The sequence below is a fragment of the Phenylobacterium sp. genome (assembly GCF_031984885.1).
Lineage (GTDB): Bacteria > Pseudomonadota > Alphaproteobacteria > Caulobacterales > Caulobacteraceae > Phenylobacterium.
The window spans coordinates 479690-499363 of the sequence record NZ_DAMABV010000001.1 but is presented as its reverse complement, the minus strand read 5'-3'; the positions used below and the strand labels follow the sequence as shown (position 1 = coordinate 499363).

The window sequence follows — 19674 nt, the reverse complement described above, 5'->3', positions numbered from 1 at the left end:
CAGCCGAACTAGCGGAGAGCCCGGCCGAAAGGCCGGGCTCTTTTGCGTTCGGGTCCGAGGGAGGAAAGCGGCGGGCTAGAAGCGTTCCTGGACCAGTTCCTCGCTCTTGGCCCACAGCGCCCTGGCGTTGTCGGGGTCGACGGCGTAGGGCCGCACGCCGCCGCGGGTCATCTCGTCGCCGTCGATGATCTCGGCCACGTGGCAGTCCTCGCAATAGCGCCCGCCGACCGCGTCGGCCGGAGCCACGATCGCGGCCCAGACCGAGGTCGCCGCGCCCTGCGGGATGGTCTTGAACTCGAAGGCCGGCCCGCCGCTCCGGCGGTTGGCCTCGTTGATCTCCTCGATCAGCCGTGCGGTGTCCTCGGCGGTCATGTGCCGGCCAAGTTCGGTATGGATGCCGCCCGGATGCACGGCCGCAGCCCGCACGCCGCGGTCCTTGTGGCGGCGGTCGAACTCCACCGCGAACAGGGCGTTGGCGGTCTTCGAGCGGCCATAGGCGCCAAACGGCGTGTAGGCGGTGGTCTCGAAGTTGGGGTCCTCCAGGTTCACGTCCGAGAACCGGTGCCCGGACGAGGACAGCGCCACCACCCGCGAGCCCGGCTTCAGCAGCGGGGCCAGCCGGTTCACCAGCACGAAGTGGCCCAGGTGATTGGTGCCGAACTGGGTCTCGAAGCCGTCGGCCGTGCGGCCGAGCGGCGTGGCCATCACCCCGGCGTTGGCGATGATGACGTCGAAGGGCCGGCCGTCGGCCAGCAGGGCGTCGGCGCAGGCGCGCACGCTGGCAAGGTCGGCCAGGTCCAGCGCGACCAGCTCCAGCGAGCCGCCGTTCGCCGCCTGGTCGCGTACCTCCTGGGTGGCGCGCTCGGCCTTGGCCAGGTCGCGGGCGGCGCCCACGACATTGGCGCCGCGGGCGGCGAGCACCCGGGCGGTCTCGACCCCCAGGCCGGCCGAGGCGCCGGTCACCAGGATCCGCTTGCCGCTCAGGTCGACGCCGGCAAGCACCTCGTCAGTCGTGGAAGTGGCTCCGAAAGGTCCGCTCATGGACATATCTCCGCTAGAACGGGATCGTTGTGAGGGGCCGCCGTCCCGCCTATCTATGTGAAGTGGAGGCGGCCTCCGGATTATATACGGAGGGCCCCTCCGTTTTCAAGGGAGCGATGGTGAGCGTCGGACAAGAAAAGGAGCGCAAGCCGCGCGCCGACAGCCTGCGCAATCGCGAGCAACTGCTCGAAGCCGCCAAGGCCGCGTTCAACGAGGTGGGCGCCGAGGTCGCGCTGGAGGAGATCGCCCGCCGCGCCGGCGTGGGAATCGGCACCCTCTATCGCCACTTCCCGACCCGCGACGCCCTGCTGGCCGCAGTCTATCGGCGCGAGGTGGAGCAGCTCTCCGCCTCGGCCGAGGCCCTGCTGGCCGCCCACCCGCCGGGGGCGGCGCTGGAGGCGTGGCTCCACATGCTGGTCGACTACATGGCGACCAAGCGGGTGATCGCGCCGGCCTTGCGCACCTCGGCCGGCGAGGGCCAGCAGGTCTACGAGGCCTCGGGCGCGGCCATCACCGACGCCCTGGCCAGGCTGACCCAGGCCGCCGTCGCCGGCGGCGACGTCCTGCCGCAGATCGGGCCGCAGGACGTCTACCGCCTGATGATCGGCGTCAGCTACGGCTACGACCAGCCCGGCTGGGAGGCCAGCGCCCGCCGGCTGATCGGCGTGCTGATGGCCGGGCTGAAGCCGCCCGCCAAGGCCTAGCCGGCGATCAGGATCCAGGCGCCGATGGCCGCGAACGAGGCCGCCGCCGCCCAGCGGATGTACTTCAGCGGCAGGCGCGTGGCCGCGGCCTCGCCGATCAGCACCGCCGGGACGTTGGCGATCATCATGCCCAGGGTCGTGCCGGCCGCGACCAGCAGCACCTGGTGGAACTTGGCGGCCAGGGCCACCGTCGCCACCTGGGTCTTGTCGCCCATCTCGACGAAGAAGAACGCCACCAGGGTGGTCAGGAACACGCCGGCCCGGTCCTTGGGGCGGTCGCTTTCTTCGAACTTGTCGGGAATCAGCGCCCAGATCCCGAAGCCGATGAAGGCCAGGCCCAGCACCCACTTCATCCAGGGGCCGCTCAGGAAGGCGGCGGCCGCGACGCCGACCCAGGCCGCCAGGGCGTGGTTGGCGATGGTCGCGACGAGGATGCCGAGGATGATCGGGGCGGGCTTGCGGAACCGCGCGGCCAGCAGGATCGCCAGCAATTGGGTCTTGTCGCCGATTTCAGCGACGGCCACGAGGCCGGTGGAGACGAGGAAGGCTTCCATGAAGAACGAGCGTCCGGGCGGGGTCGAGACATACCAATGGCCTTCCGCGCCGCCGACCCCGCTATGGACCGACGCACGAAAGCCAAAGGTCTCGCCAAGCGCCCCGACCGCCGAAACGGCCGAGGGTCCTTGCCGAACACGCCATGCCTCGCGGCAAGTTTGTTGACGTGTCCCCCGCTGGAGCTACGGGCGGCTACTCCCCAGTGACGGCGTGTGGATAGGGTGGTGGCCGCCGGTGGGCAAGTGCGAACGACTCGCGATTGAAACGGCCCCCAGTTTTCACAGTCGCGTGAGCGAGAGCTTTGTCCGCAGCCGGAGCGCCTGTGGAAAACTCAAGCCCGCCGGGCCTTGGCGGCAAAGGTAAATGACGCGTTAACGAAATTCTCGTGGGGATGACCGCTCCAGACCGTTGACGAGTCATTAGCCTTCATGGCCCCATATGAAGCGTATCGGGGGCGGGGCAGCCACTAGATATAGCGATGGATACGGCCGGGCGGTGTCCCGGAGGCAAAGCGTCTGATAGTTATGGGTTTTGGGGCATGAGCAGCGGCGAAGCGGTGATGCGGACGGTTTCGGAAGCGACCCAGACGGCGACTCCTGTCGAGCGACCGCAACTGCAGCTCGTCCGGAAGGTCGAGGTTGATCGCTCGCGCGACGCCCTGCTGACCGAGTTCGGCAAGACCACCCTGGAGGACCGCTACCTGCTGGCCGGCGAAAGCTACCAGGACATGTTCGCCCGCGTGGCGACGGCCTATGCCGACGACGCCGACCATGCCCAGCGCGTCTACGACTACATCTCGAACCTCTGGTTCATGCCCGCCACCCCGGTGCTCTCGAACGGCGGCGCCGGCCGCGGCCTGCCGATCTCCTGCTTCCTGAACGCGGTCGGCGATTCGCTGGGCGGCATCCAGAGCGTCTGGAACGAGAACGTGGCCCTCGCCTCCAACGGCGGCGGCATCGGCACCTACTGGGGCGGCGTCCGCTCCATCGGCGAAAAGGTCAAGGGCGCAGGTCAGACCAGCGGCATCATCCCCTTCATCCGGGTGATGGACTCCCTGACCCTGGCGATCAGCCAGGGCTCGCTGCGCCGCGGTTCGGCCGCGGTCTATCTCGACATCCACCACCCGGAGATCGAGGAGTTCCTCGAGATCCGCAAGCCGTCGGGCGACTTCAACCGCAAGTCGCTCAACCTGCACCACGGCATCAACATCACCGACGAGTTCATGGAGGCCGTGCGCGACGGGGCCATGTTCGGCCTGCGCTCGCCCAAGAACCAGGAAGTCCTGCGCGAGGTCGACGCCCGCTCGCTGTGGCAGAAGATCCTCGAGATCCGCCTGCAGACCGGCGAGCCCTACCTGATCTTCTCCGACACCGTGAACCGCTCGATGCCGCAGCATCAGCGCGACCTCGGCCTGTCGGTGCGCCAGTCGAACCTGTGCTCGGAGATCATGCTCCACACCGGGACCGACCACCTGGGCCACGAGCGCACCGCCGTCTGCTGCCTCTCCTCGGTCAACGCCGAGAAGTTCATGGAATGGCGCGACCACCCGACCTTCATCGAGGACGTGATGCGCTTCCTCGACAACGTGCTGGAAGACTTCATCCGCAGCGCGCCGCCGGAAATGAAGAACGCCGTCTACGCCGCCCGGCGCGAGCGTTCGGTGGGCCTGGGCCTCATGGGCTTCCACTCGTTCCTGCAGATGCAGAACGTGCCGTTCGAGAGCGCCCTGGCCAAGAGCTGGAACATGCGCCTCTTCAAGCACCTGCGCCGCCAGTGCGACGCGGCCTCGCGCACCCTGGCGGCCGAGCGCGGCGCCTGCCCGGACGCGGCCGAGAGGGGCGTCATGGAGCGCTTCAGCCACAAGCTGGCCATCGCCCCGACCGCCTCGATCTCGATCATCTGCGGCGGCACGTCGGCGGGCATCGAACCGATCCCGGCCAACATCTACAGCCACAAGACCCTGTCGGGCACCTTCGCGGTCAAGAACCCCTACCTGGAGCGCGTCCTCGTCGAGAAGGGCAGGAACACCTCGCAGGTCTGGGACTCGATCCTGGAGAACGAAGGCTCGGTCCAGCACCTCGACTTCCTGACCCAGGACGAGAAGGACGTCTTCAAGACCGCCTTCGAACTGGACCAGCGCTGGGTGATCGAACTGGCCGCCGACCGCACCCCGGACATCTGCCAGTCGCAGTCGGTCAACGTCTTCCTGCCCGGCGACGTCGACAAGTGGGACCTGCACATGCTGCACTGGCAGGCCTGGGAGCGCGGCTGCAAGTCGCTCTACTACCTGCGCTCCAAGTCGGTGCAGCGCGCCGCCCACGCCGGCGGCGAGGGCGTGGCCATGGTGATCGACGCGCCATCCGAGCGCACCGACTACGAAGAGTGCCTGGCCTGCCAGTAGGCGTTTTCTAGTCGCGGTTCCTTCGCTCGCAGGGGCGAAGGGCGGCGCTGAAGAGGCGTGACGACCGAGGGGCCATGCGCCCCTCGTTCTGCATCCGGGCGGGCGCCCGCCCAAACGCCGCGCCGGGCGGTGTCGCGCACAAATTGCATGCAGAATCCTTGTCTTGTGCCGGATCGGCACGACTCAGGGTCCGCCAATCCATTACCTCAGGTGTAAACCGGATGTGACGCCGGGGTGGGGAACGGATTTTCCGTTGGCGTCATTCCATCATCATGGAAGGATGCTTGTTGGGCCGCACGCTCAACGATGCGGTACGGGAGGTTCGCAATGAGGCTGTTGGCTGGGCTGGCCATCGCCTTGAGTTTTGGCGCAGCGACCACGGTCGCCGCGCAATCACCGAGGCCAGGTGGCGCCACGGAGACCGCCGCTTTCGCGCCCGACAAGGCGCCGAAGATACGGCAGGACGACTTCTCGAATCTGATCGAGCGCGAACAGTTCACCGCCGACGGCGCCCCGGTCCGCTGGACCACCAGCAATTTCACCCTCGGCAAGACGGCGCGCGGCTCGGTCGACTCGGTGCGGCTCAGCGTCGGCGGCGCGGTGCGCGCGCCCAGCGGCCTGCCGGCCCCCCTCGATCCGCGCCAGTCGCAGTTCGACGCCGACGCCTACGAGGTCTCCGTGACCCGCGACTGGGCCCCGGTGCGGTTCGACGCCGGCGCCCTCGACGTGCGCGTGACGCCCCACACCGGGGTCGGCGTCTCCAACACCGGCGGCCAGGCCGAGGCCGGAGCCACCCTGACCGTCGCCCAGAAGCGGGACGACGCGGTGGAGGAACGCCTCAACGACATGGGCGTGCGCGACGGCGCGGCCTATGGCGACCAGGGCCGCTGGTACCTGTTCGCCGCCGCCAGCGGCCGCGCGGTCGGCCTCAACGTGCTGCGCAACGACAACGGCTGGGACCGCCAGGGCTGGACCACCGATCCCTCCAGCGCCCTGGTCGGGGACGCCCATGTCGGCGTCGCCTACCGCAAGGGCGCCGTGCAGACCTCGTTCGGCTACATCCACCGCGAGGTGAAGGGCGAGCACATGGTCTACGGCCAGGAGACCAAGGAAGACTCGGTCGTCGCCTTCACCTTCTCGCTCAAGCCCCAGCAGTAACCCCTCGCCCGAGGGCGAACATCCCCAAGCGTCATCCTGGTTTGCGAAGCAAGACCGGGATGACGCCTGTTTTTCTCCGGCGGCGGCTGGCGCAAGCTGCTGGGCGGATTTTGAAACACCAAGACCACGAAGGGCACGAAGAGCACGAAGGGGCCGTGCGGGCGGATGGCGTGGTGTGAAGGGTGGAGTGCGCCTTTGGCGCATTTGTTGTGGGCGTTCTTCCCGTGTCATCCCGGAAAGCCCGCAGGGCTTGTCCGGGACCCATTCGCGCCGCGCCTGACGAATGAGGCGCCGCCCCGCCGCAAAAGCTCAACTGACAGCAACGCGCGGAACCCCGCGCCTCAGCCCTCCCACGCCCCTTCGAACGGCATGCGCTGCGCCCAGAAGTCCGCCAGCCGTGGGTCGGCGTCCACCCGGCGCACGACCGCGCTCATCTTCGGCGCGGCCTGGTAGAAGACCTTCCGCCGCGGGGTCCAGCGCGACATCACCGTCACATAGAGGTCGAGCACGCTGAAGGCCGCGCCCAGGATGTAGTCGCCCGGCTCGACCTGCTCGTCCATCATCCGCCAGCAGTCGGCGATGCGCTGGGTGGTCCGCTCCAGGATGACCTTTTCGTGGGCTTCGTCCGCGCCCAGCCGGCTCGGCTCGTCGCGCACCCAGAACATCGAATAGACCTGGGCCGGCAGGTAGGTCATCCAGCGCAGGAACTGCGCGCGCTGCGGCGCGCCGACCGCCGGCGCCAGCCCCGCCTGCGGGTGGCTGTCGGCCAGGTGGATGAGGATCGCCGCGCTCTCGGTCATCAGCTCGCCGGTCGGCAGGATCACCGCCGGCACCTGGCGCAGGCGGTTGACCTGGCCCACCGCGTCGGCCGCGGCCTTGCTGGCCCAGGGCGCGTTCTCGACCACCCGATAGGGCAGGCCCAGCAGCCGCAGCGTCGCCTCGACGGGCACGGAACCCGATCCCGCGGCCCCGTGGACGACATATTCGTCAGCCATCATTCTTCCCCGTGTTTCACAACATCTTGCGTGTGATGTGATGCCCCAACCACAAGATATGCCCTTCCGCTCCTGCCCGATCGGCGCCTAAATAGGCTCCTACAACAGCCGTCAGATTCGAAAGCCGCAACCGTGACCGCGACGTCCGCTCAGCCCGGCCTGCTCACCCCGTCCTTCGCCTACAAGCCGTTCCGCTATCCGTGGGCCTACGACTTCTGGAAGAAGCAGCAGCAGGTCCACTGGATGCCCGAAGAGGTGCCGCTGGGCGAAGACCTCAAGGACTGGGCGGCCAAGCTCAACGACAAGGAGCGCAACCTCCTCACCCAGATCTTCCGGTTCTTCACGCAATCGGACGTCGAGGTGAACGACAACTACATGGAGCGCTACAGCCGCGTCTTCAAACCCACCGAGGTGAAGATGATGCTGGCCTCGTTCTCCAACATGGAGACGATCCACATCGCGGCCTACGCCCTGCTGCTCGAAACCATCGGCATGCCCGATAGCGAGTTCACGGCGTTCCTGGACTACCAGGAGATGCGCGACAAGCATGACTACATGCAGAAGTTCGGCGTCGACTCGAACGCCGACATCGCCCGCACCCTGGCCATGTTCGGCGGCTTCACCGAGGGCCTGCAGCTATTCGCCAGCTTCGCGATGCTGCTGAACTTCCCGCGCCACAACAAGATGAAGGGCATGGGCCAGATCGTCTCGTGGTCGGTCCGCGACGAGAGCCTGCACTGCGAGGGCATCATCAAACTCTACCACGCGTTCAACAAGGAGACCGGCGCGGTCACCAAGAGCGTGGGCGACGACATCATCGACTGCTGCAAGACCGTGGTCGGCCTGGAAGACGCCTTCATCGACCTGGCCTTCAACGCCGGCGAGGTCCAGGGCATGACCCCGGACGACATCAAGCAGTACATCCGCTTCATCGCCGACTGGCGGCTGCGCCAGCTACACCTGCCGGAAGTCTACGGCGTGAAGGAAAACCCGCTGCCCTGGCTGCAGTCGATGCTCTCGGGCGTCGAGCACGCCAACTTCTTCGAGGCCCGCTCGACCGAGTACTCCAAGGCCGCGACCAAGGGCCAGTGGCACGGCGCCGACGGCGTCTGGGCCGAGTTCGACAAGGTGCTCGCCAAGCGCGGCGAGACCCAGCTTCCGGCGGAGTAGGGCGGCCAGGTGTCATCCCGGAAGCCGCGCAGCGGCTGTCCGGGACCCATGAACACCTGATCTCGAAAGCCTCCCAGGCGCCTCGCCATCTTCCGAAGGCGCGGCGCGAATGGGTCCCGGACAAGTCCTGTGGGCTTTCCGGGATGACACCCGGTTCGGGATCTAAGCCCCCTTCACCGCCAGCACGTGCAGCCAGGTCCGCGGCACGCCGTCGAAGCCGCCGCCCTGGCCGGTCGTGACCTCCAGCTCCGCCCAGGCGCCCGCCGCGCCATAGGCCGCGCGCAGGGTCTCCTGCGTCGGGAAATTGTAGTAGCGGCCCAGGCTGTCGCGATCGCCGCCCGCCCCCGACTTGAACCCGGCATAGAACCGCCCGCCCGGCTTCAGCGCCCGATGGATGCGCCCCAGCACGTCGGCCAGCCCGTCCTCGGGCACATGCAGCAGGCAGGCGTTGGCCCACACCGCGTCATAGGCGCCGACCTCGTCCAGCTCCTCGAACCGCATCACCCGCACCGGCCGCCCCAGCCGCGCCTGGGCCTGCGCCGCCAGCCCGGGCGAGCCGTCGGTGGGCGTGACCTCGAACCCGGCGGCGGCCATCAGCTCGGCGTCCTGCCCGCCGCCGCAGCCCAGCTCCAGGATGCGCGCCCGCGGCCGCAACTGCTCCAGGAAGGCGCGCAGCCGCACCGGCTCGCCCCGCGTCCGCGCCGCATAGGCCGCCGCCTCGCGGTCGTAGAAGGCCAGGGTGTCGGGGTCGTGCAGCATGATGTTCCCCTTAGGTCTGGCCTCCACCTCCCACCGCGTTCATTGTCCCGTCAACGCAAGAACGAGGGGAAACGCATGTCCAACCTGGTCGAGGTGTCCGACGCCGGGCACGTCCGCACCATCCGGCTGAACCGCCCGGAGAAGAAGAACGCGCTGAGCCAGCAACTCGCCTGGGGCGTGGTCGCCGCCGTCGATCAGGCCGCGCTGGACGACGATGTCTGGGTGGTGGCGCTGACCGGCTCGGGCGACGCCTTCTGCGCGGGCCTGGATCTGTCGGGCGCCGAGCCCTACCACCCGGGCACGCCGATGAGCGCCCAACTCGACGACATCAGTTGGGTCGGCCAGTTCCTGCTCTCGGTCCGCAAGCGCTGCGACAAGCCGGTGGTCGGCGGGATCAACGGCGTGGCGGTGGGGGCGGGCCTGGGCCTGGCCATGGCCACGGACGTGCGCCTGATCGCCTCCAGCGCCCGGCTGATGGCCGGCTACACCCGCATCGGCGGTTCGCCCGACGCCGGCCTGACCATCACCCTGCCCCAGGCCATGGGCTACGAGCGCGCCATGCGCTTCATGATGGAGAACCGCACCCTGACCGGCCAGGAGGCCGTCGACTGGGGCATGGCCGGCGAGGCGGTGGCCGACGCCGACTTCGCCGCCCGCCTGGCCGAATACTGCGCCCAGCTCTGCGAGTGGTCGCCGATCACCCTGCGCCTGCTCAAGCGCGGCATCGTGAAGTCCTACGAGTCGATCGATATGGAGCAGCAGCTCCGCTACGAGGTCTCCAACATCGGCCGCGCCTTCGGCAGCCAGGACGGCAAGGAAGCCCGCAAGGCCTTCCTCGAAAAGCGCAAGCCGGTGTTCCAGGGGCGCTAGCCCCGGACCCGACGCTGCTCATCCCGGCCGCGCTTCGTGTATTAGTTGCGAATGATTATTAATTGAGGCAGGCTCCGGGTTCGCAACCGGAGCGGCCCGATGTCCGACACCATTTCCTCGATCGCCCAGCTCGAAGACTGCGTCGGCGCCGCCGGCCTGCCGGTGAAGATGAAGATCATCGACCATCTGGACGCCTCGGCGGCCGACTGGATCGCCGCCTCGCCGGTGGCCTTCGTCGGGCTGGGCGGGGCGGACGGCCCCAGCGTCGCCGTCGCGGGCGGCCCGGCCGGTTTCGCGCGGGTCAAGGACGCGGGGACCCTGGCCATCCCCCTGGCCGCCATCGATCCGGGGCCGGCGCCGCAGGTCGGGCATGGGGCCGGCGTGCTGTTCCTGATCCCGGGGATCGGCGAGACCCTGCGCGCCAACGGCGCGGTCAAGGCGGTGAGCGCGACCGAGCTGGAGATCGCCATCGAGGAGTGCTTCGTGCACTGCGCCAAGGCGCTGATCCGCTCCGACTTCTGGAGCCCGGGCGAGGGCGCCGCGCCGACCGATCCGGCCGCCTTCGTCGACGCCTCCCGCTTCCTGGCCCTGGCGACCATGGACGCCCAGGGGCGGATCGACATCAGCCCCAAGGGCGACCCGGCGGGGCTGCTGATCCGCATGGACGGCGCCCGCGCCACCCTGGCCGAGCGCCCCGGCAACCGCCTGGCCTTCGGCTATCGCAACATGATCGAGCAGCCCAAGGTCGCGGCGCTGTGCATCATCCCAGGCGTCCTGTCGGTCGCCGTACTGCGCGGCCAGGCCCACCTGACCAGGGACGAGGCCGTGCGCGCCGCCTTCGTGGTCGACGAAAAGACCCCGCTGCTGGCCACCGTCATCGACGGCGCGCGGCCGGCGATCGCGGTCAGCCCCGCGCTGGCGCGCGCCGGCCTCTGGGCGTCGGCCCCGGCCGCGCCGAAGATCGACCCCGCCGCGACCCTGGTCGCGCACCTGAAGCTCAACAAGGCCCGCGGGGCCCAGGCGACCCTGCTGCGGCTGGCCGCCAACCGCGGCCTGATCGCCAAGGGTCTGGAGAGCAACTACAAGACCCAGCTCTACTGAGGCCCTAGCTGTTCCAGGGGCCGCGGCCGCCGTCGGTCGTCGGCACCGCGGTGGCGCCGCGGCGCCCGCCGGTCACGATCGGCGCGTTCGGCCGGGGCGCGCCGCCGGCCATCTTCATCAGCGCCGCCACGCGGTTGCCGGTCGCCGGATGGGTCGAGAACAGGTTGTCCGCCCCACGCCCGGCCAGCGGGTTGATGATGAACATCTGGCCGGTCGCCGGATTGCGCTCGGCGGTGACGTTGACGATGCCGTGGGCGTAGGCCTCGATCTTCTGCAGGGCGCTGGCCAGCGCCTGCGGATCGCCGCTGATCTCGGCGCCGTGCTTGTCGGCCTCGTATTCGCGGCCGCGGCTGATCGCCATCTGCACCAGGGCCGCGGCCATGGGCGCCAGCACCATCAGCGCGATGGTCCCGATGATCCCGCCCGGACGCTCGCGGTCGTTGCCGCCGAAGAACAGCGCGAAGTTGGCCAGCGAGGAGATCGCCCCGGCGATGGTCGCGGTGATGGTCATGGTCAGGGTGTCGCGGTTCTTCACGTGCGCCAGCTCGTGGGCCATCACCCCGCGGATCTCGCGCCGGTCCAGCATGCGCAGCAGGCCCACGGTCGCGGCCACGGCGGCGTGCTCGGGATCGCGGCCGGTGGCGAAGGCGTTCGGCTGCTGGCTCTCCATCACATAGACCTTCGGCCGCGGCAGGTTCGCGCGGTCGGCCAGCTCGTAGACGTCGCTCACATAGTTGCGCAGCAGCGGCTCGGCGCTCGAGGGATCGACCTCGCGCGCGCCGTACATGCGCAGCACGATCTTGTCGGAGTTCCAGTAGCTGAAGAAGTTCATCGCCACGGCCAGGGCCAGGGCGATGGCCATGCCGGCGGCCCCGCCGATCAGATAGCCGACGCCGACGAAGATGGCGGTCAGGCCCGCCAGCAGCATGAAGGTGCGAAGATGGTTGTGCATGGCCGCGGATATGGGGTGGGGCAGGCCGCCTGCGCAATACCGCCCATGCATCCAGGGCCATGGACCTCCAGATGTTCCCCGCTAGGCAGGGCGATCACATTTCCCCCAATAGTTCGTCATGGCCGGGCCGCCAGGCATCCATAGACGCCGAGCCTTGCCGGCGATCCCAGGCGCGTATGGATCCCCGGCACGCCCACGCGGCCGGGGATGACGATCGGAGGCGGGGAGCGACGCCGCGCATATGCGGTCGCCCTCCCCCGTTTGGGGCATCTTCTCCCGGCGCCATCAAGTCAGTTGAGCTTCTGGGGCAGGGCGGCGCCTCATTCGTCAGGCACGGCGCGAATGGGTCCCGGACAAGCCCTGCGGGCTTTCCGGGATGACACGGGAAGCGCGCCCGCGCCAAAGGCGACAACTGCGCCGAAGGCGCGCTCCACCCCTCGCACCACGCCAGCCGCCCCCACGGCCCCTTCGTGCTCTTCGTGTTCTTGGTGTTTCAAAATCCACCGAGCAGCTTGCGCCAGCCGCCGCCGGAGGAAAAACAGGCGTCATCACGGTCTTGCTGCGCAAACCGGAATGACACCCCCCCAGAGGGGAAGCATCTGAACGGTCTCCATATGCGGGTAGCCCGGGAGGCGCGGGGCTGTCGGCTAGAACGCCGCCGTCCGCAGCGTCGCCGCCGCGGCCATGATCCGGTCGGTCGGCGCCTCGGCCCCGGCCGCCTGGCCGCGCATCAGCGCCTCGCAGGCCTCGGCCGGCATCGGGTGGGCGAACAGGTAGCCCTGCATGCGGTCGCAGCCGGCGGCGCGCAGGAAGATGGCCTGGGCCTCGTCCTCCACCCCTTCGGCGACGATGCGCGCGTCCAGCGACTTGGCGGCGCTGAGCATGGCGCGGACCAGCTTGGAGACCCGCGGGTCGCGGCCGACCCCGCCGATCAGCGACTGGTCCAGCTTCACCGTATGGATCGGCAGTTGCAGCAGGGCGCGCAGGTTCGAGTAGCCGGTGCCGAAGTCGTCCAGGGCGATGCGCACCCCGCGCGAGGCCAGCCGCTCGATGTGCCGCCGGGCCAGCGACAGGTCGTGGACCAGGAAGGTCTCGGTGATCTCGACGGTCAGGGCCGTGGCCGGCAGGTCGGTGTCGGCCAGCCGGGCGATCAGCTTGCGCGAGAAGGCCGGGTCCAGCAGCTCGCGCTGCGAGACGTTGCACGAGATGGTGTCGATCATCCCCTCGGCCACCCACGGCGCGGCGCGCTGGCAGGCGGTCTGGAAGATCGCCCCGTCCAGCTCGCCGATCAGGCCCAGCTCCTCGGCCAGCGGCACGAAGACGCCGGGCGGGATCATGCCGCGCTCGGCGTGGTTCCAGCGGGCCAGCACCTCGGCGGCGATGATGCGGCCGTCGGCGGCGTTCACCACCGGCTGGAACCAGGGGACGATGTCGCCGGCCGGGATGGCGCGGCGCAGCTCGGTCTCCAGGCTGTGGCGCGCCTCGGTGGCCAGCCGCAGGTCCTCGTCGAAGGCGGCCCAGCGGCTGCCCCCGGCGGTCTTGGCGCGATAGAGCGCGATGTCGGCGAAGCGCTGCAGGTCGGCCGCGTCGGCGGCGTCGTGCGGATAGACCGCCACCCCGACCGAGGCCCCCGGCGCGATGGCGCGGCCATAGATGGCGTGGGTCTGGGTCAGGAGCTGGGTCAGCTCCTGGGCCCGGCCGCGGACCTCCTCGCCCGCGGCGATCACCGCGAACTCGTCGCCGCCCAGGCGCGAGACCACGTCGCCCTCGTGGGCGCCGGCCTTCAGCCGCCGGCCGATCTCGACCAGAAGTTGGTCGCCCGCGTCGTGGCCCAGGCTGTCGTTGAGGTTCTTGAAGCGGTCGAGGTCGATGACGAACAGCGCCACCGGCTCGCCCGTGCGCTGGGCGTCCTCCAGCCGGCCCACCAGGGCGGCGGTGAAGGCCCCGCGGTTGAGCAGGCCGGTCAGGCTGTCGGTCCGCGCCAGGTGCATGGTCAGCGCCCGCTCGGTCTCCAGCTCCTGGATGCGGTAGGCGAGGTTCTCGGAGACCTGGCGCAGGTCCTGGCCGGCGTGGAACAGCTCCAGCGCCTTGGATTCGAGCAGGGCCTCGGCTTCGCGGCGCGCCCGGCGCTCGCGTTCGACCCGTCGGGCGACGACCGCCGCCGCGATATATTCGGGGGTCTGGTCCACTGCCGCCTCAGGCCGCCTGACGGTCGATGGTGAAGCGGACGAAGTCGCCGGTCGGGCCGCTCATCTTGGCCATCGAGACCGACACCGGCTCGCGATAGAAGTCGGAGGTGGCCTGGATCAGTCCTTCGGCCAGGGCCTCCAGCCCCCGCTCGGAGCGATAGTCGAGCTGCATCTGGTCGTCGGTGCGCGCCGCCACCCGGATCGAGGGCAGCTCGGCGTCGGGATAGAGTTTGCGGACCTCCACATGGATGTGGTCGTCGATCGAGCCCAGGAAGTCGAACAGCGAGCCGGCGGCGGCGAAGTACTGGCCATAGCCGCTGGTGAAGGTGGCGCACAGCTTGCCGCCGAAGCCGCGCAGCAGCACCGCCGGATCGGCGCCCGAGCGCGCGACCAGGGCCAGCAGCAGGTCGCGCAGTTCCGAGAACGGATAGGTGCCGACCGCGGTGTAGGCGCCGCCGGTCGAGAGGTCGCAGTCGTCGATGATCGCGTCGACCATGTCGGGACCCATCTGGTCCTCGACGAACTCCAGGAACTCCGTAAAGACGATGCCCTTCATTGCGCCCCCTCCGCACCCCCTGGAAAATCGAGGTTATGCGTAATAGGCGGCAATGACGGAATCGTCCGTTAACGGGCGCCCGGAAAGGTGGCGCCTGAGCGGGGGGCTCAGGCGCGGGCCGGCTCGCCCTCCGCCGGTTCCTCGATCTGGTTTTCCCACTTGGCGACCACCGCGGCGGCCACCGAGTTGCCGACCACGTTGGTGGCCGAGCGGCCCATGTCCAGCAGGTGGTCGACGCCGAGGATCAGCAGCAGGCCCGCTTCGGGCAGGTCGAAATAGGTCAGGGTCGCGGCGATGACCACCAGCGAGGCGCGCGGCACCCCGGCCATGCCCTTGGAGGTGACCATCAGCAGCAGCAGCATGGTGATCTGCTGGCCGATCGACAGTTCGATGCCGTAGGCCTGGGCGATGAACAGCACCGCGAAGGTGCAGTACATCATCGAGCCGTCGAGGTTGAACGAGTAGCCCAGCGGCAGCACGAAGCTGGAGATGCGGCGCGACAGGCCGAACTTCTGCAGTTCCTCCAGGGTCCGCGGATAGGCCGCTTCCGACGAGGCGGTGGCGAAGGCCAGCAGGGCCGGGCCGCGGATCGCGCCCAGCAGTTGCAGCGCGCGCTTGCCGACGATCAGGATGACCGCCAGGCTGAGCAGGCCCCACAGCACGCCGAGCGAGGCGTAGAAGCCCAGCACGAACTTGGCGTAGTCGACCAGAACGCCCAGGCCCTGGGTCGAGATGGTCGCGGCCAGGGCCGCGAAGATCGCCAGCGGCGCGGTCTTCATGACGTAGCCGGTGACCTTCAGCATGATGTTGGCGACCTGGTCGACCAGGGCGGTCACCGCCGGCGCCTTGTCGTCCAGGGCCGAGACCGCGGTGCCGACGAACACCGAGAACACCACGATCTGCAGGATCTCGTTGTTGGCCATGGCCTCGACGATCGACCTCGGGACCAGGTGGGTGACGAACTCCTTGAGGGTCAGCTTGGTCGCGTCGACCGCGCCGGCCGCGTGGCCCGCGCTGTCGACCAGCCCCATGCCGACGCCCGGCTGGATCAGGTGCACCATCGCCAGGCCGATGCTCAGCGACACGATCGAGGCGGTGATGAACCAGGCCATGGTCTTGACGCCGACCCGGCCGATGGAGGCGGCGTCCTCCATGTGGGCGATGCCGGCCACCAGGGTCGAGAACACCAGCGGGGCGATGATCATCTTGATCAGCCGCAGGAAGACGTCGGTGATGATGGTCAGGTTCTCGGCGACCGACTTGGCCTGCTCGGGGCTGAGGCCCTGGTTCACGCCCCACCCGACAAGCACCCCCAGCGCCATGGCCCCCACAATGAAGGCGGTGAAAAGTTTGTTCATGGCGGATCCCCCAACGGCACTGGAGCAGGCCTTGTGGCCGACAAAGGGGGCTTTCGTCCATAGCGTTGCAGAAGTGAGGAAGAGACGTCTCGCAACCTGCACAGGAGCAGGCTAAACTGACCCATGTCCAACGAAGAGAAAGCAGCCGCCATCGTCGAGCGGCTAAACACCGAATATCAGGCGACCGTCGAAGCTCTGCGGAGCGCATTGAAGACCTTCCTGGCCGGCGGCGCGCCGCCCGATCCGGCCTCCAGGGCCGCCGGGATCTTCGCCTATCCCGAACTGCGCCTGACCTGGCCTCCCGGACACAGCTATCCCCGTCTCTCGCGCGCCTACGCCCGCCTTTCGCAGCCGGGCGAATACTCGGTCACGGTTACGCGACCGGACCTCTACCGCGACTATTTGACCGAGCAGATCAGCCTGCTGATGGCCGACTTCGACGTCGCCATCGAGGTGGGCCGCTCGCGCCAGGAGATGCCGTTCCCCTACGTGCTGGACGGGGCGGTCGACCTGGCCATGGCCGACGTCGGCTCGGCCGACATCGCCCGCCACTTCCCGACCACCGAGCTGGCCCACATCGGCGACGAGATCGCCGACGGCTTCTGGGACGCCAGCCTGGAGACGACCCGGCCGCTGGCCCTGTTCGACGGCCTGCGCACCGACTTCTCGCTGGCGCGGCTGGCCCACTACACCGGCACCCCGGCCGAGCACGTCCAGCCCTACATCCTGTTCACCAACTACCACCGCTATGTGGACGAGTTCGTGCGCTGGGGCTGCCAGCAGATCCGCGAGGGTCACTACGACGCCCTCTCGGCCGCCGGCCGCGTGCTGGTGACCGCCGAGACGCAGAACCCCGAGCAGGTCGTCGCCGACGGGGCCTGGCGCCGACACCAGATGCCGGCCTATCACCTGATGGCCAAGGGCCGGCGCGGCCTGACCCTGGTCAATATCGGCGTCGGCCCGTCCAACGCCAAGACCATCACCGACCATCTGGCCGTGCTGCGGCCCCAGGCCTGGCTGATGATCGGCCACTGCGGGGGGCTGCGCGGCTCGCAGACCATCGGCGACTACGTCCTGGCCCACGCCTATCTGCGCGACGACCATGTGCTGGACGACGTGCTGCCGCCGGAGATACCGATCCCGCCGATCGCCGAGATCCAGGTGGCCATGAACCGCGCCGCCGAGGCCGTCACCGGCGAGAGCGGCGAGATGCTCAAGCGCCGCCTGCGCACCGGCACGGTGGTCACCACCGACGACCGCAACTGGGAGCTCCGCTTCTCGTCCTCGTCCCTGCGCTTCAATCAGTCCCGCGCCGTGGCCATCGACATGGAGAGCGCCACCATCGCCGCTCAGGGCTACCGCTTCCGGGTGCCCTACGGGACGCTGCTCTGCGTCTCGGACAAGCCGCTGCACGGCGAGATCAAGCTGCCGGGCCAGGCCAACGCCTTCTACGAACGCGCCATCGGCCAGCACCTGCAGATCGGCATCGCCACCATGGACCTGCTGCGGGGCGAAGGCCCCAGGCTCCACTCCCGCAAGCTCCGCAGCTTCGACGAGCCCCCGTTCCGCTGATCGCTTCCCGTCCCTGCGCAGCGGGGGGAGGGGCATCGCCCCTCTGGTTCGTCATGGCCGGGCCGCCAGGCATCCATAGACGCTTTGGTCCGCCGGCGATCCTCGGCGCGTATGGATCCCCGGCGCGCCTGCGCGGCCGGGGATGACGATCGCAGGAGGCCGGGGCGGCCCCTCTCCCCATGAATGCGGGACGCCGTATGCGGTCCCTAGAACCGCGTCCGCAGGCCCAGCGCGAAGTTGCGGCCGCGCAGCGGCGCGAGGTCGGCGATGAACGAGGCGTGGTTCAGCGCCTTCTCGTCCAGCAGGTTGGTCCCGCGCACGAACACCTGGCTCGCGAACCCGCCGGCCTCGACGTCATAGGCCAGCGTGCCGTTGACCATGTCGTAGCCCGGCGTCCTGGTCTCGAAGGCGGCGATCTTCTCCTGCTCGAACACCCGCACATATTCCAGGCTCCCCGACCAGGCGCCCTGCTCGACGTCGCCGCGCAGGCCCAGGCGGCCGGCCGGAATGCGCGGCAGGTCGCCGCCGTCGTCGAACCTGGCGCCCACATAGTCGCCGAACAGCGTGGCCGACAGCCCCGGCGCGAACCGCTGGCGCACCTCGCCCTCGACCCCGGTGAAGGTCGCGTCGGCCTGGCTGTAGCGGATCAGCCGGAAGTCCTCGTGCTGGTCCAGGGTGCGGGCGAAGACGTAGCCGTCATAGCCGTAGCGATAGGCGCTGGCCGCGAAGGTCGTCGCCCCCTGGGTCTTCTTCAGGCTCAGCTCGACCGAGTTGGCGGTCTCGACGTCCAGCGCGGCGTCGCCGATCTCGTAGGTGTTGGTCGCCAGGTGGACGCCGCGGGCATAGAGTTCCTGGGCGCTGGGCGCCCGCTGCGAGCGGGCCACGGCCAGCGAGGCGACATAGCCCGGCGCGAAGCTCCAGCTCGCCGCCGCCGAGGCCGAGAACGGGCGGTGGTCGGCGTCCGGCCGGCCCACGGCGCGGGCGTCCTGCCACTCCTGCCGCAGCGCGCCTTCCAGGCGCCAGTCGCCCAGCTCGTACTCCTCCAGCAGGAAGATCGCCGCGCTTTTGGTCCGGCTCTTGGGGATGAACGACTCCTCGCCGAGCGCGGCGAAGTCGCTGCGCGCCGCCTGCACGCCGATCACCCCGCGCAGGGCCCCCAGCGGCGCGTGCAGCACCTCGAGCCGCGCGTCATAGCCCTTGTTGGTGAAGGTCGTGGCGACCGCGCCGTCCTCGATCTCGTCGTGGGCGTAGTCGGTATAGCCGCCGCGCAGCCGGATGCGCTCGACCCCCGCGAACGGCTCGCGCAGTTCGCCGCGCACGTCGACCCGCTTGCTCCTCAGGTCGACGACGGGCGGCGCGTCCTCGCCGTGCTCATGCTCGTGCTCATGATCGTCATGGTCGTCATGGTCGTGCCCGCCACAGTGCAGGCTCGATCCGTGCGGGTGGCAGTCCTCGTATTCGTGGCTGTGGCCGGGCAGGCCGTACCGGCTGTCCTGCTGGGTGTAGGCCGCGCCCAGATAGCCCCGGCCGCCGATCCACGACAGGCCCAGCGTCGCCGTCCGGCTGCGGTTGAACGAGCCGTCCAGCGTGTCCTCCGGCCAGTCGGGAACCTCGTAGTCGTCGGCCCGGCGGCCGGCCGCCTCCAGGCGCAGGGCGAAGTTCCCGGCCCCGCCGGTCGCCCCGGCCACCCCGGCGCGCTCGTTGTCGGCCGAGCCCAGCCGCACCTCGGCCACGCCCTCGAACCCGTCCCTGGGGATCGCCGTCGGGATCTTCCTGTCGATCAGGTTGACCGCCCCGCCGATCGCGCCGCCGCCATAGAGCAGGGCGCTGGGCCCACGCAGGATCTCGACGCCGTCGAGCAGCAGCGGCTCGCCCGACACCGCATGGTCGGGCGAGACCTCCGAGGCGTCCATCAGCGCCGAGCCGTCGGTCAGCACCTTCACCCGCGGCGCGGTCTGGCCGCGGATCACCGGCCGGCTGGCCCCGCCGCCGAAGGTGTCGGAGTTCACCCCCGGCAGGCCGGTCAGGGTCTCGCCCAGGGTCGACTGCCGGCGATGGTCCAGGTCCTCGCCGCGCACCACCGCGACGCTGGAGGCGACCTCGCGGTTGGACCGGCCCAGCGGATCGCCGGTGACGATCAGTTCGCCGATCTCGGCGCCGGGGCCGGACTGGTCGGCCATCGCGCCGGTCGCGACCGCCGAGACGCTGGCGGCGGTGAGGAGGAGGTTTCTGAATTGCATGACGCGGGACCCCGACTGCTAAGGAAGGCGTCTCTCGTATGTTATAACATAAC

At 69.4% G+C, this 19674-nt stretch carries 16 protein-coding genes and 1 riboswitch; of the genes, 7 read left to right on the top strand and 9 right to left on the bottom strand.

The annotated features are described in order from the left end of the window. Positions 1 to 75: 75 nt before the first annotated feature. The gene (locus RTL41_RS02440) at positions 76 to 1041 is read right to left on the bottom strand and encodes an SDR family NAD(P)-dependent oxidoreductase (protein WP_312160960.1); all 966 of its coding nucleotides are present in this window, start codon (positions 1039 to 1041) and stop codon (positions 76 to 78) included. A gap of 116 nt (positions 1042 to 1157) precedes the next feature. Between RTL41_RS02440 and RTL41_RS02435 the strand changes: the two genes are divergently transcribed. Beyond that, positions 1158 to 1745 carry a TetR/AcrR family transcriptional regulator gene (locus RTL41_RS02435; protein WP_409418294.1) on the top strand — a complete coding sequence of 196 codons (588 nt, stop codon included), beginning with the start codon at positions 1158 to 1160 and terminating at the stop codon, positions 1743 to 1745. On the opposite strand, the gene RTL41_RS02430 is transcribed toward RTL41_RS02435, so the two are convergent. Further along, a complete protein-coding gene (locus tag RTL41_RS02430) occupies positions 1742 to 2299 on the bottom strand; it encodes a TMEM165/GDT1 family protein (RefSeq protein WP_312160957.1) in 558 nt (185 codons plus the stop codon). The genes RTL41_RS02435 and RTL41_RS02430 overlap by 4 nt on opposite strands. A gap of 80 nt (positions 2300 to 2379) precedes the next feature. Continuing rightward, a riboswitch (yybP-ykoY riboswitch) is annotated at positions 2380 to 2513 on the bottom strand. 325 nt (positions 2514 to 2838) lie between these two features. Between RTL41_RS02430 and RTL41_RS02425 the strand changes: the two genes are divergently transcribed. Together RTL41_RS02425 and RTL41_RS02420 are read left to right on the top strand one after the other, a co-directional pair. After that, positions 2839 to 4701, top strand: coding sequence for a ribonucleoside-diphosphate reductase subunit alpha (locus RTL41_RS02425; RefSeq protein ID WP_409418293.1), 1863 nt, complete (start codon positions 2839 to 2841; stop codon positions 4699 to 4701). Between the two features lie 327 nt (positions 4702 to 5028). After that, positions 5029 to 5859, top strand: coding sequence for a lipid A-modifier LpxR family protein (locus RTL41_RS02420; RefSeq protein WP_312160956.1), 831 nt, complete (start codon positions 5029 to 5031; stop codon positions 5857 to 5859). 341 nt (positions 5860 to 6200) lie between these two features. On the opposite strand, the gene RTL41_RS02415 is transcribed toward RTL41_RS02420, so the two are convergent. Beyond that, entirely contained in the window at positions 6201 to 6854 is a 654-nt protein-coding gene (locus RTL41_RS02415; protein ID WP_312160954.1) for a glutathione S-transferase family protein, read from the bottom strand. 132 nt (positions 6855 to 6986) lie between these two features. On the opposite strand from RTL41_RS02415, the gene RTL41_RS02410 reads away from it, so the two are divergent. Next, positions 6987 to 8024 carry a ribonucleotide-diphosphate reductase subunit beta gene (locus RTL41_RS02410; protein WP_312160952.1) on the top strand — a complete coding sequence of 346 codons (1038 nt, stop codon included), beginning with the start codon at positions 6987 to 6989 and terminating at the stop codon, positions 8022 to 8024. Positions 8025 to 8186: 162 nt separating this feature from the next. Here the strand turns inward: RTL41_RS02410 and RTL41_RS02405 are convergent, their stop codons facing one another. Further along, positions 8187 to 8783, bottom strand: a complete 597-nt coding sequence (locus RTL41_RS02405) for a class I SAM-dependent methyltransferase (RefSeq protein ID WP_312160950.1) — start codon at positions 8781 to 8783, stop codon at positions 8187 to 8189. A 75-nt stretch (positions 8784 to 8858) separates the two neighbouring features. On the opposite strand from RTL41_RS02405, the gene RTL41_RS02400 reads away from it, so the two are divergent. Next, a complete protein-coding gene (locus RTL41_RS02400; protein ID WP_312160948.1) occupies positions 8859 to 9653 on the top strand; it encodes an enoyl-CoA hydratase/isomerase family protein in 795 nt (264 codons plus the stop codon). Positions 9654 to 9752: 99 nt separating this feature from the next. Beyond that, entirely contained in the window at positions 9753 to 10754 is a 1002-nt protein-coding gene (locus RTL41_RS02395; RefSeq protein WP_312160947.1) for a pyridoxamine 5'-phosphate oxidase family protein, read from the top strand. A 4-nt stretch (positions 10755 to 10758) separates the two neighbouring features. Here the strand turns inward: RTL41_RS02395 and htpX are convergent, their stop codons facing one another. From htpX to RTL41_RS02375, 4 genes are all read right to left on the bottom strand, one after another. Further along, entirely contained in the window at positions 10759 to 11706 is a 948-nt protein-coding gene (gene htpX / locus RTL41_RS02390) for a zinc metalloprotease HtpX (RefSeq protein ID WP_312160944.1), read from the bottom strand. 647 nt (positions 11707 to 12353) lie between these two features. Continuing rightward, entirely contained in the window at positions 12354 to 13895 is a 1542-nt protein-coding gene (locus RTL41_RS02385) for an EAL domain-containing protein (RefSeq protein ID WP_312160942.1), read from the bottom strand. Positions 13896 to 13902: 7 nt separating this feature from the next. After that, a complete protein-coding gene (locus tag RTL41_RS02380; protein ID WP_312160941.1) occupies positions 13903 to 14451 on the bottom strand; it encodes a heme NO-binding domain-containing protein in 549 nt (182 codons plus the stop codon). Between the two features lie 107 nt (positions 14452 to 14558). Next, a complete protein-coding gene (locus RTL41_RS02375) occupies positions 14559 to 15809 on the bottom strand; it encodes a dicarboxylate/amino acid:cation symporter (RefSeq protein WP_312160939.1) in 1251 nt (416 codons plus the stop codon). 123 nt (positions 15810 to 15932) lie between these two features. On the opposite strand from RTL41_RS02375, the gene RTL41_RS02370 reads away from it, so the two are divergent. After that, positions 15933 to 17381 (top strand): AMP nucleosidase, encoded by a 1449-nt coding sequence (locus RTL41_RS02370; RefSeq protein ID WP_312160937.1) that lies wholly within the window; start codon positions 15933 to 15935, stop codon positions 17379 to 17381. Between the two features lie 206 nt (positions 17382 to 17587). Here the strand turns inward: RTL41_RS02370 and RTL41_RS02365 are convergent, their stop codons facing one another. After that, positions 17588 to 19621, bottom strand: a complete 2034-nt coding sequence (locus RTL41_RS02365; RefSeq protein WP_312160936.1) for a TonB-dependent receptor domain-containing protein — start codon at positions 19619 to 19621, stop codon at positions 17588 to 17590. Positions 19622 to 19674 lie beyond the last annotated feature (53 nt).

What these genes read in the sequence shown, in the direction of transcription:
- RTL41_RS02440 (WP_312160960.1), bottom strand. Translation starts at nt 1,041, where the DNA reads ATGAGCGGACCTTTCGGAGCCACTTCCACGACTGACGAGGTGCTTGCC.
- RTL41_RS02435 (WP_409418294.1), top strand. Translation starts at nt 1,158, where the DNA reads ATGGTGAGCGTCGGACAAGAAAAGGAGCGCAAGCCGCGCGCCGACAGC.
- RTL41_RS02430 (WP_312160957.1), bottom strand. Translation starts at nt 2,299, where the DNA reads ATGGAAGCCTTCCTCGTCTCCACCGGCCTCGTGGCCGTCGCTGAAATC.
- RTL41_RS02425 (WP_409418293.1), top strand. Translation starts at nt 2,839, where the DNA reads ATGAGCAGCGGCGAAGCGGTGATGCGGACGGTTTCGGAAGCGACCCAG.
- RTL41_RS02420 (WP_312160956.1), top strand. Translation starts at nt 5,029, where the DNA reads ATGAGGCTGTTGGCTGGGCTGGCCATCGCCTTGAGTTTTGGCGCAGCG.
- RTL41_RS02415 (WP_312160954.1), bottom strand. Translation starts at nt 6,854, where the DNA reads ATGGCTGACGAATATGTCGTCCACGGGGCCGCGGGATCGGGTTCCGTG.
- RTL41_RS02405 (WP_312160950.1), bottom strand. Translation starts at nt 8,783, where the DNA reads ATGCTGCACGACCCCGACACCCTGGCCTTCTACGACCGCGAGGCGGCG.
- RTL41_RS02400 (WP_312160948.1), top strand. Translation starts at nt 8,859, where the DNA reads ATGTCCAACCTGGTCGAGGTGTCCGACGCCGGGCACGTCCGCACCATC.
- RTL41_RS02395 (WP_312160947.1), top strand. Translation starts at nt 9,753, where the DNA reads ATGTCCGACACCATTTCCTCGATCGCCCAGCTCGAAGACTGCGTCGGC.
- htpX (WP_312160944.1), bottom strand. Translation starts at nt 11,706, where the DNA reads ATGCACAACCATCTTCGCACCTTCATGCTGCTGGCGGGCCTGACCGCC.
- RTL41_RS02380 (WP_312160941.1), bottom strand. Translation starts at nt 14,451, where the DNA reads ATGAAGGGCATCGTCTTTACGGAGTTCCTGGAGTTCGTCGAGGACCAG.
- RTL41_RS02375 (WP_312160939.1), bottom strand. Translation starts at nt 15,809, where the DNA reads ATGAACAAACTTTTCACCGCCTTCATTGTGGGGGCCATGGCGCTGGGG.
- RTL41_RS02370 (WP_312160937.1), top strand. Translation starts at nt 15,933, where the DNA reads ATGTCCAACGAAGAGAAAGCAGCCGCCATCGTCGAGCGGCTAAACACC.
- RTL41_RS02365 (WP_312160936.1), bottom strand. Translation starts at nt 19,621, where the DNA reads ATGCAATTCAGAAACCTCCTCCTCACCGCCGCCAGCGTCTCGGCGGTC.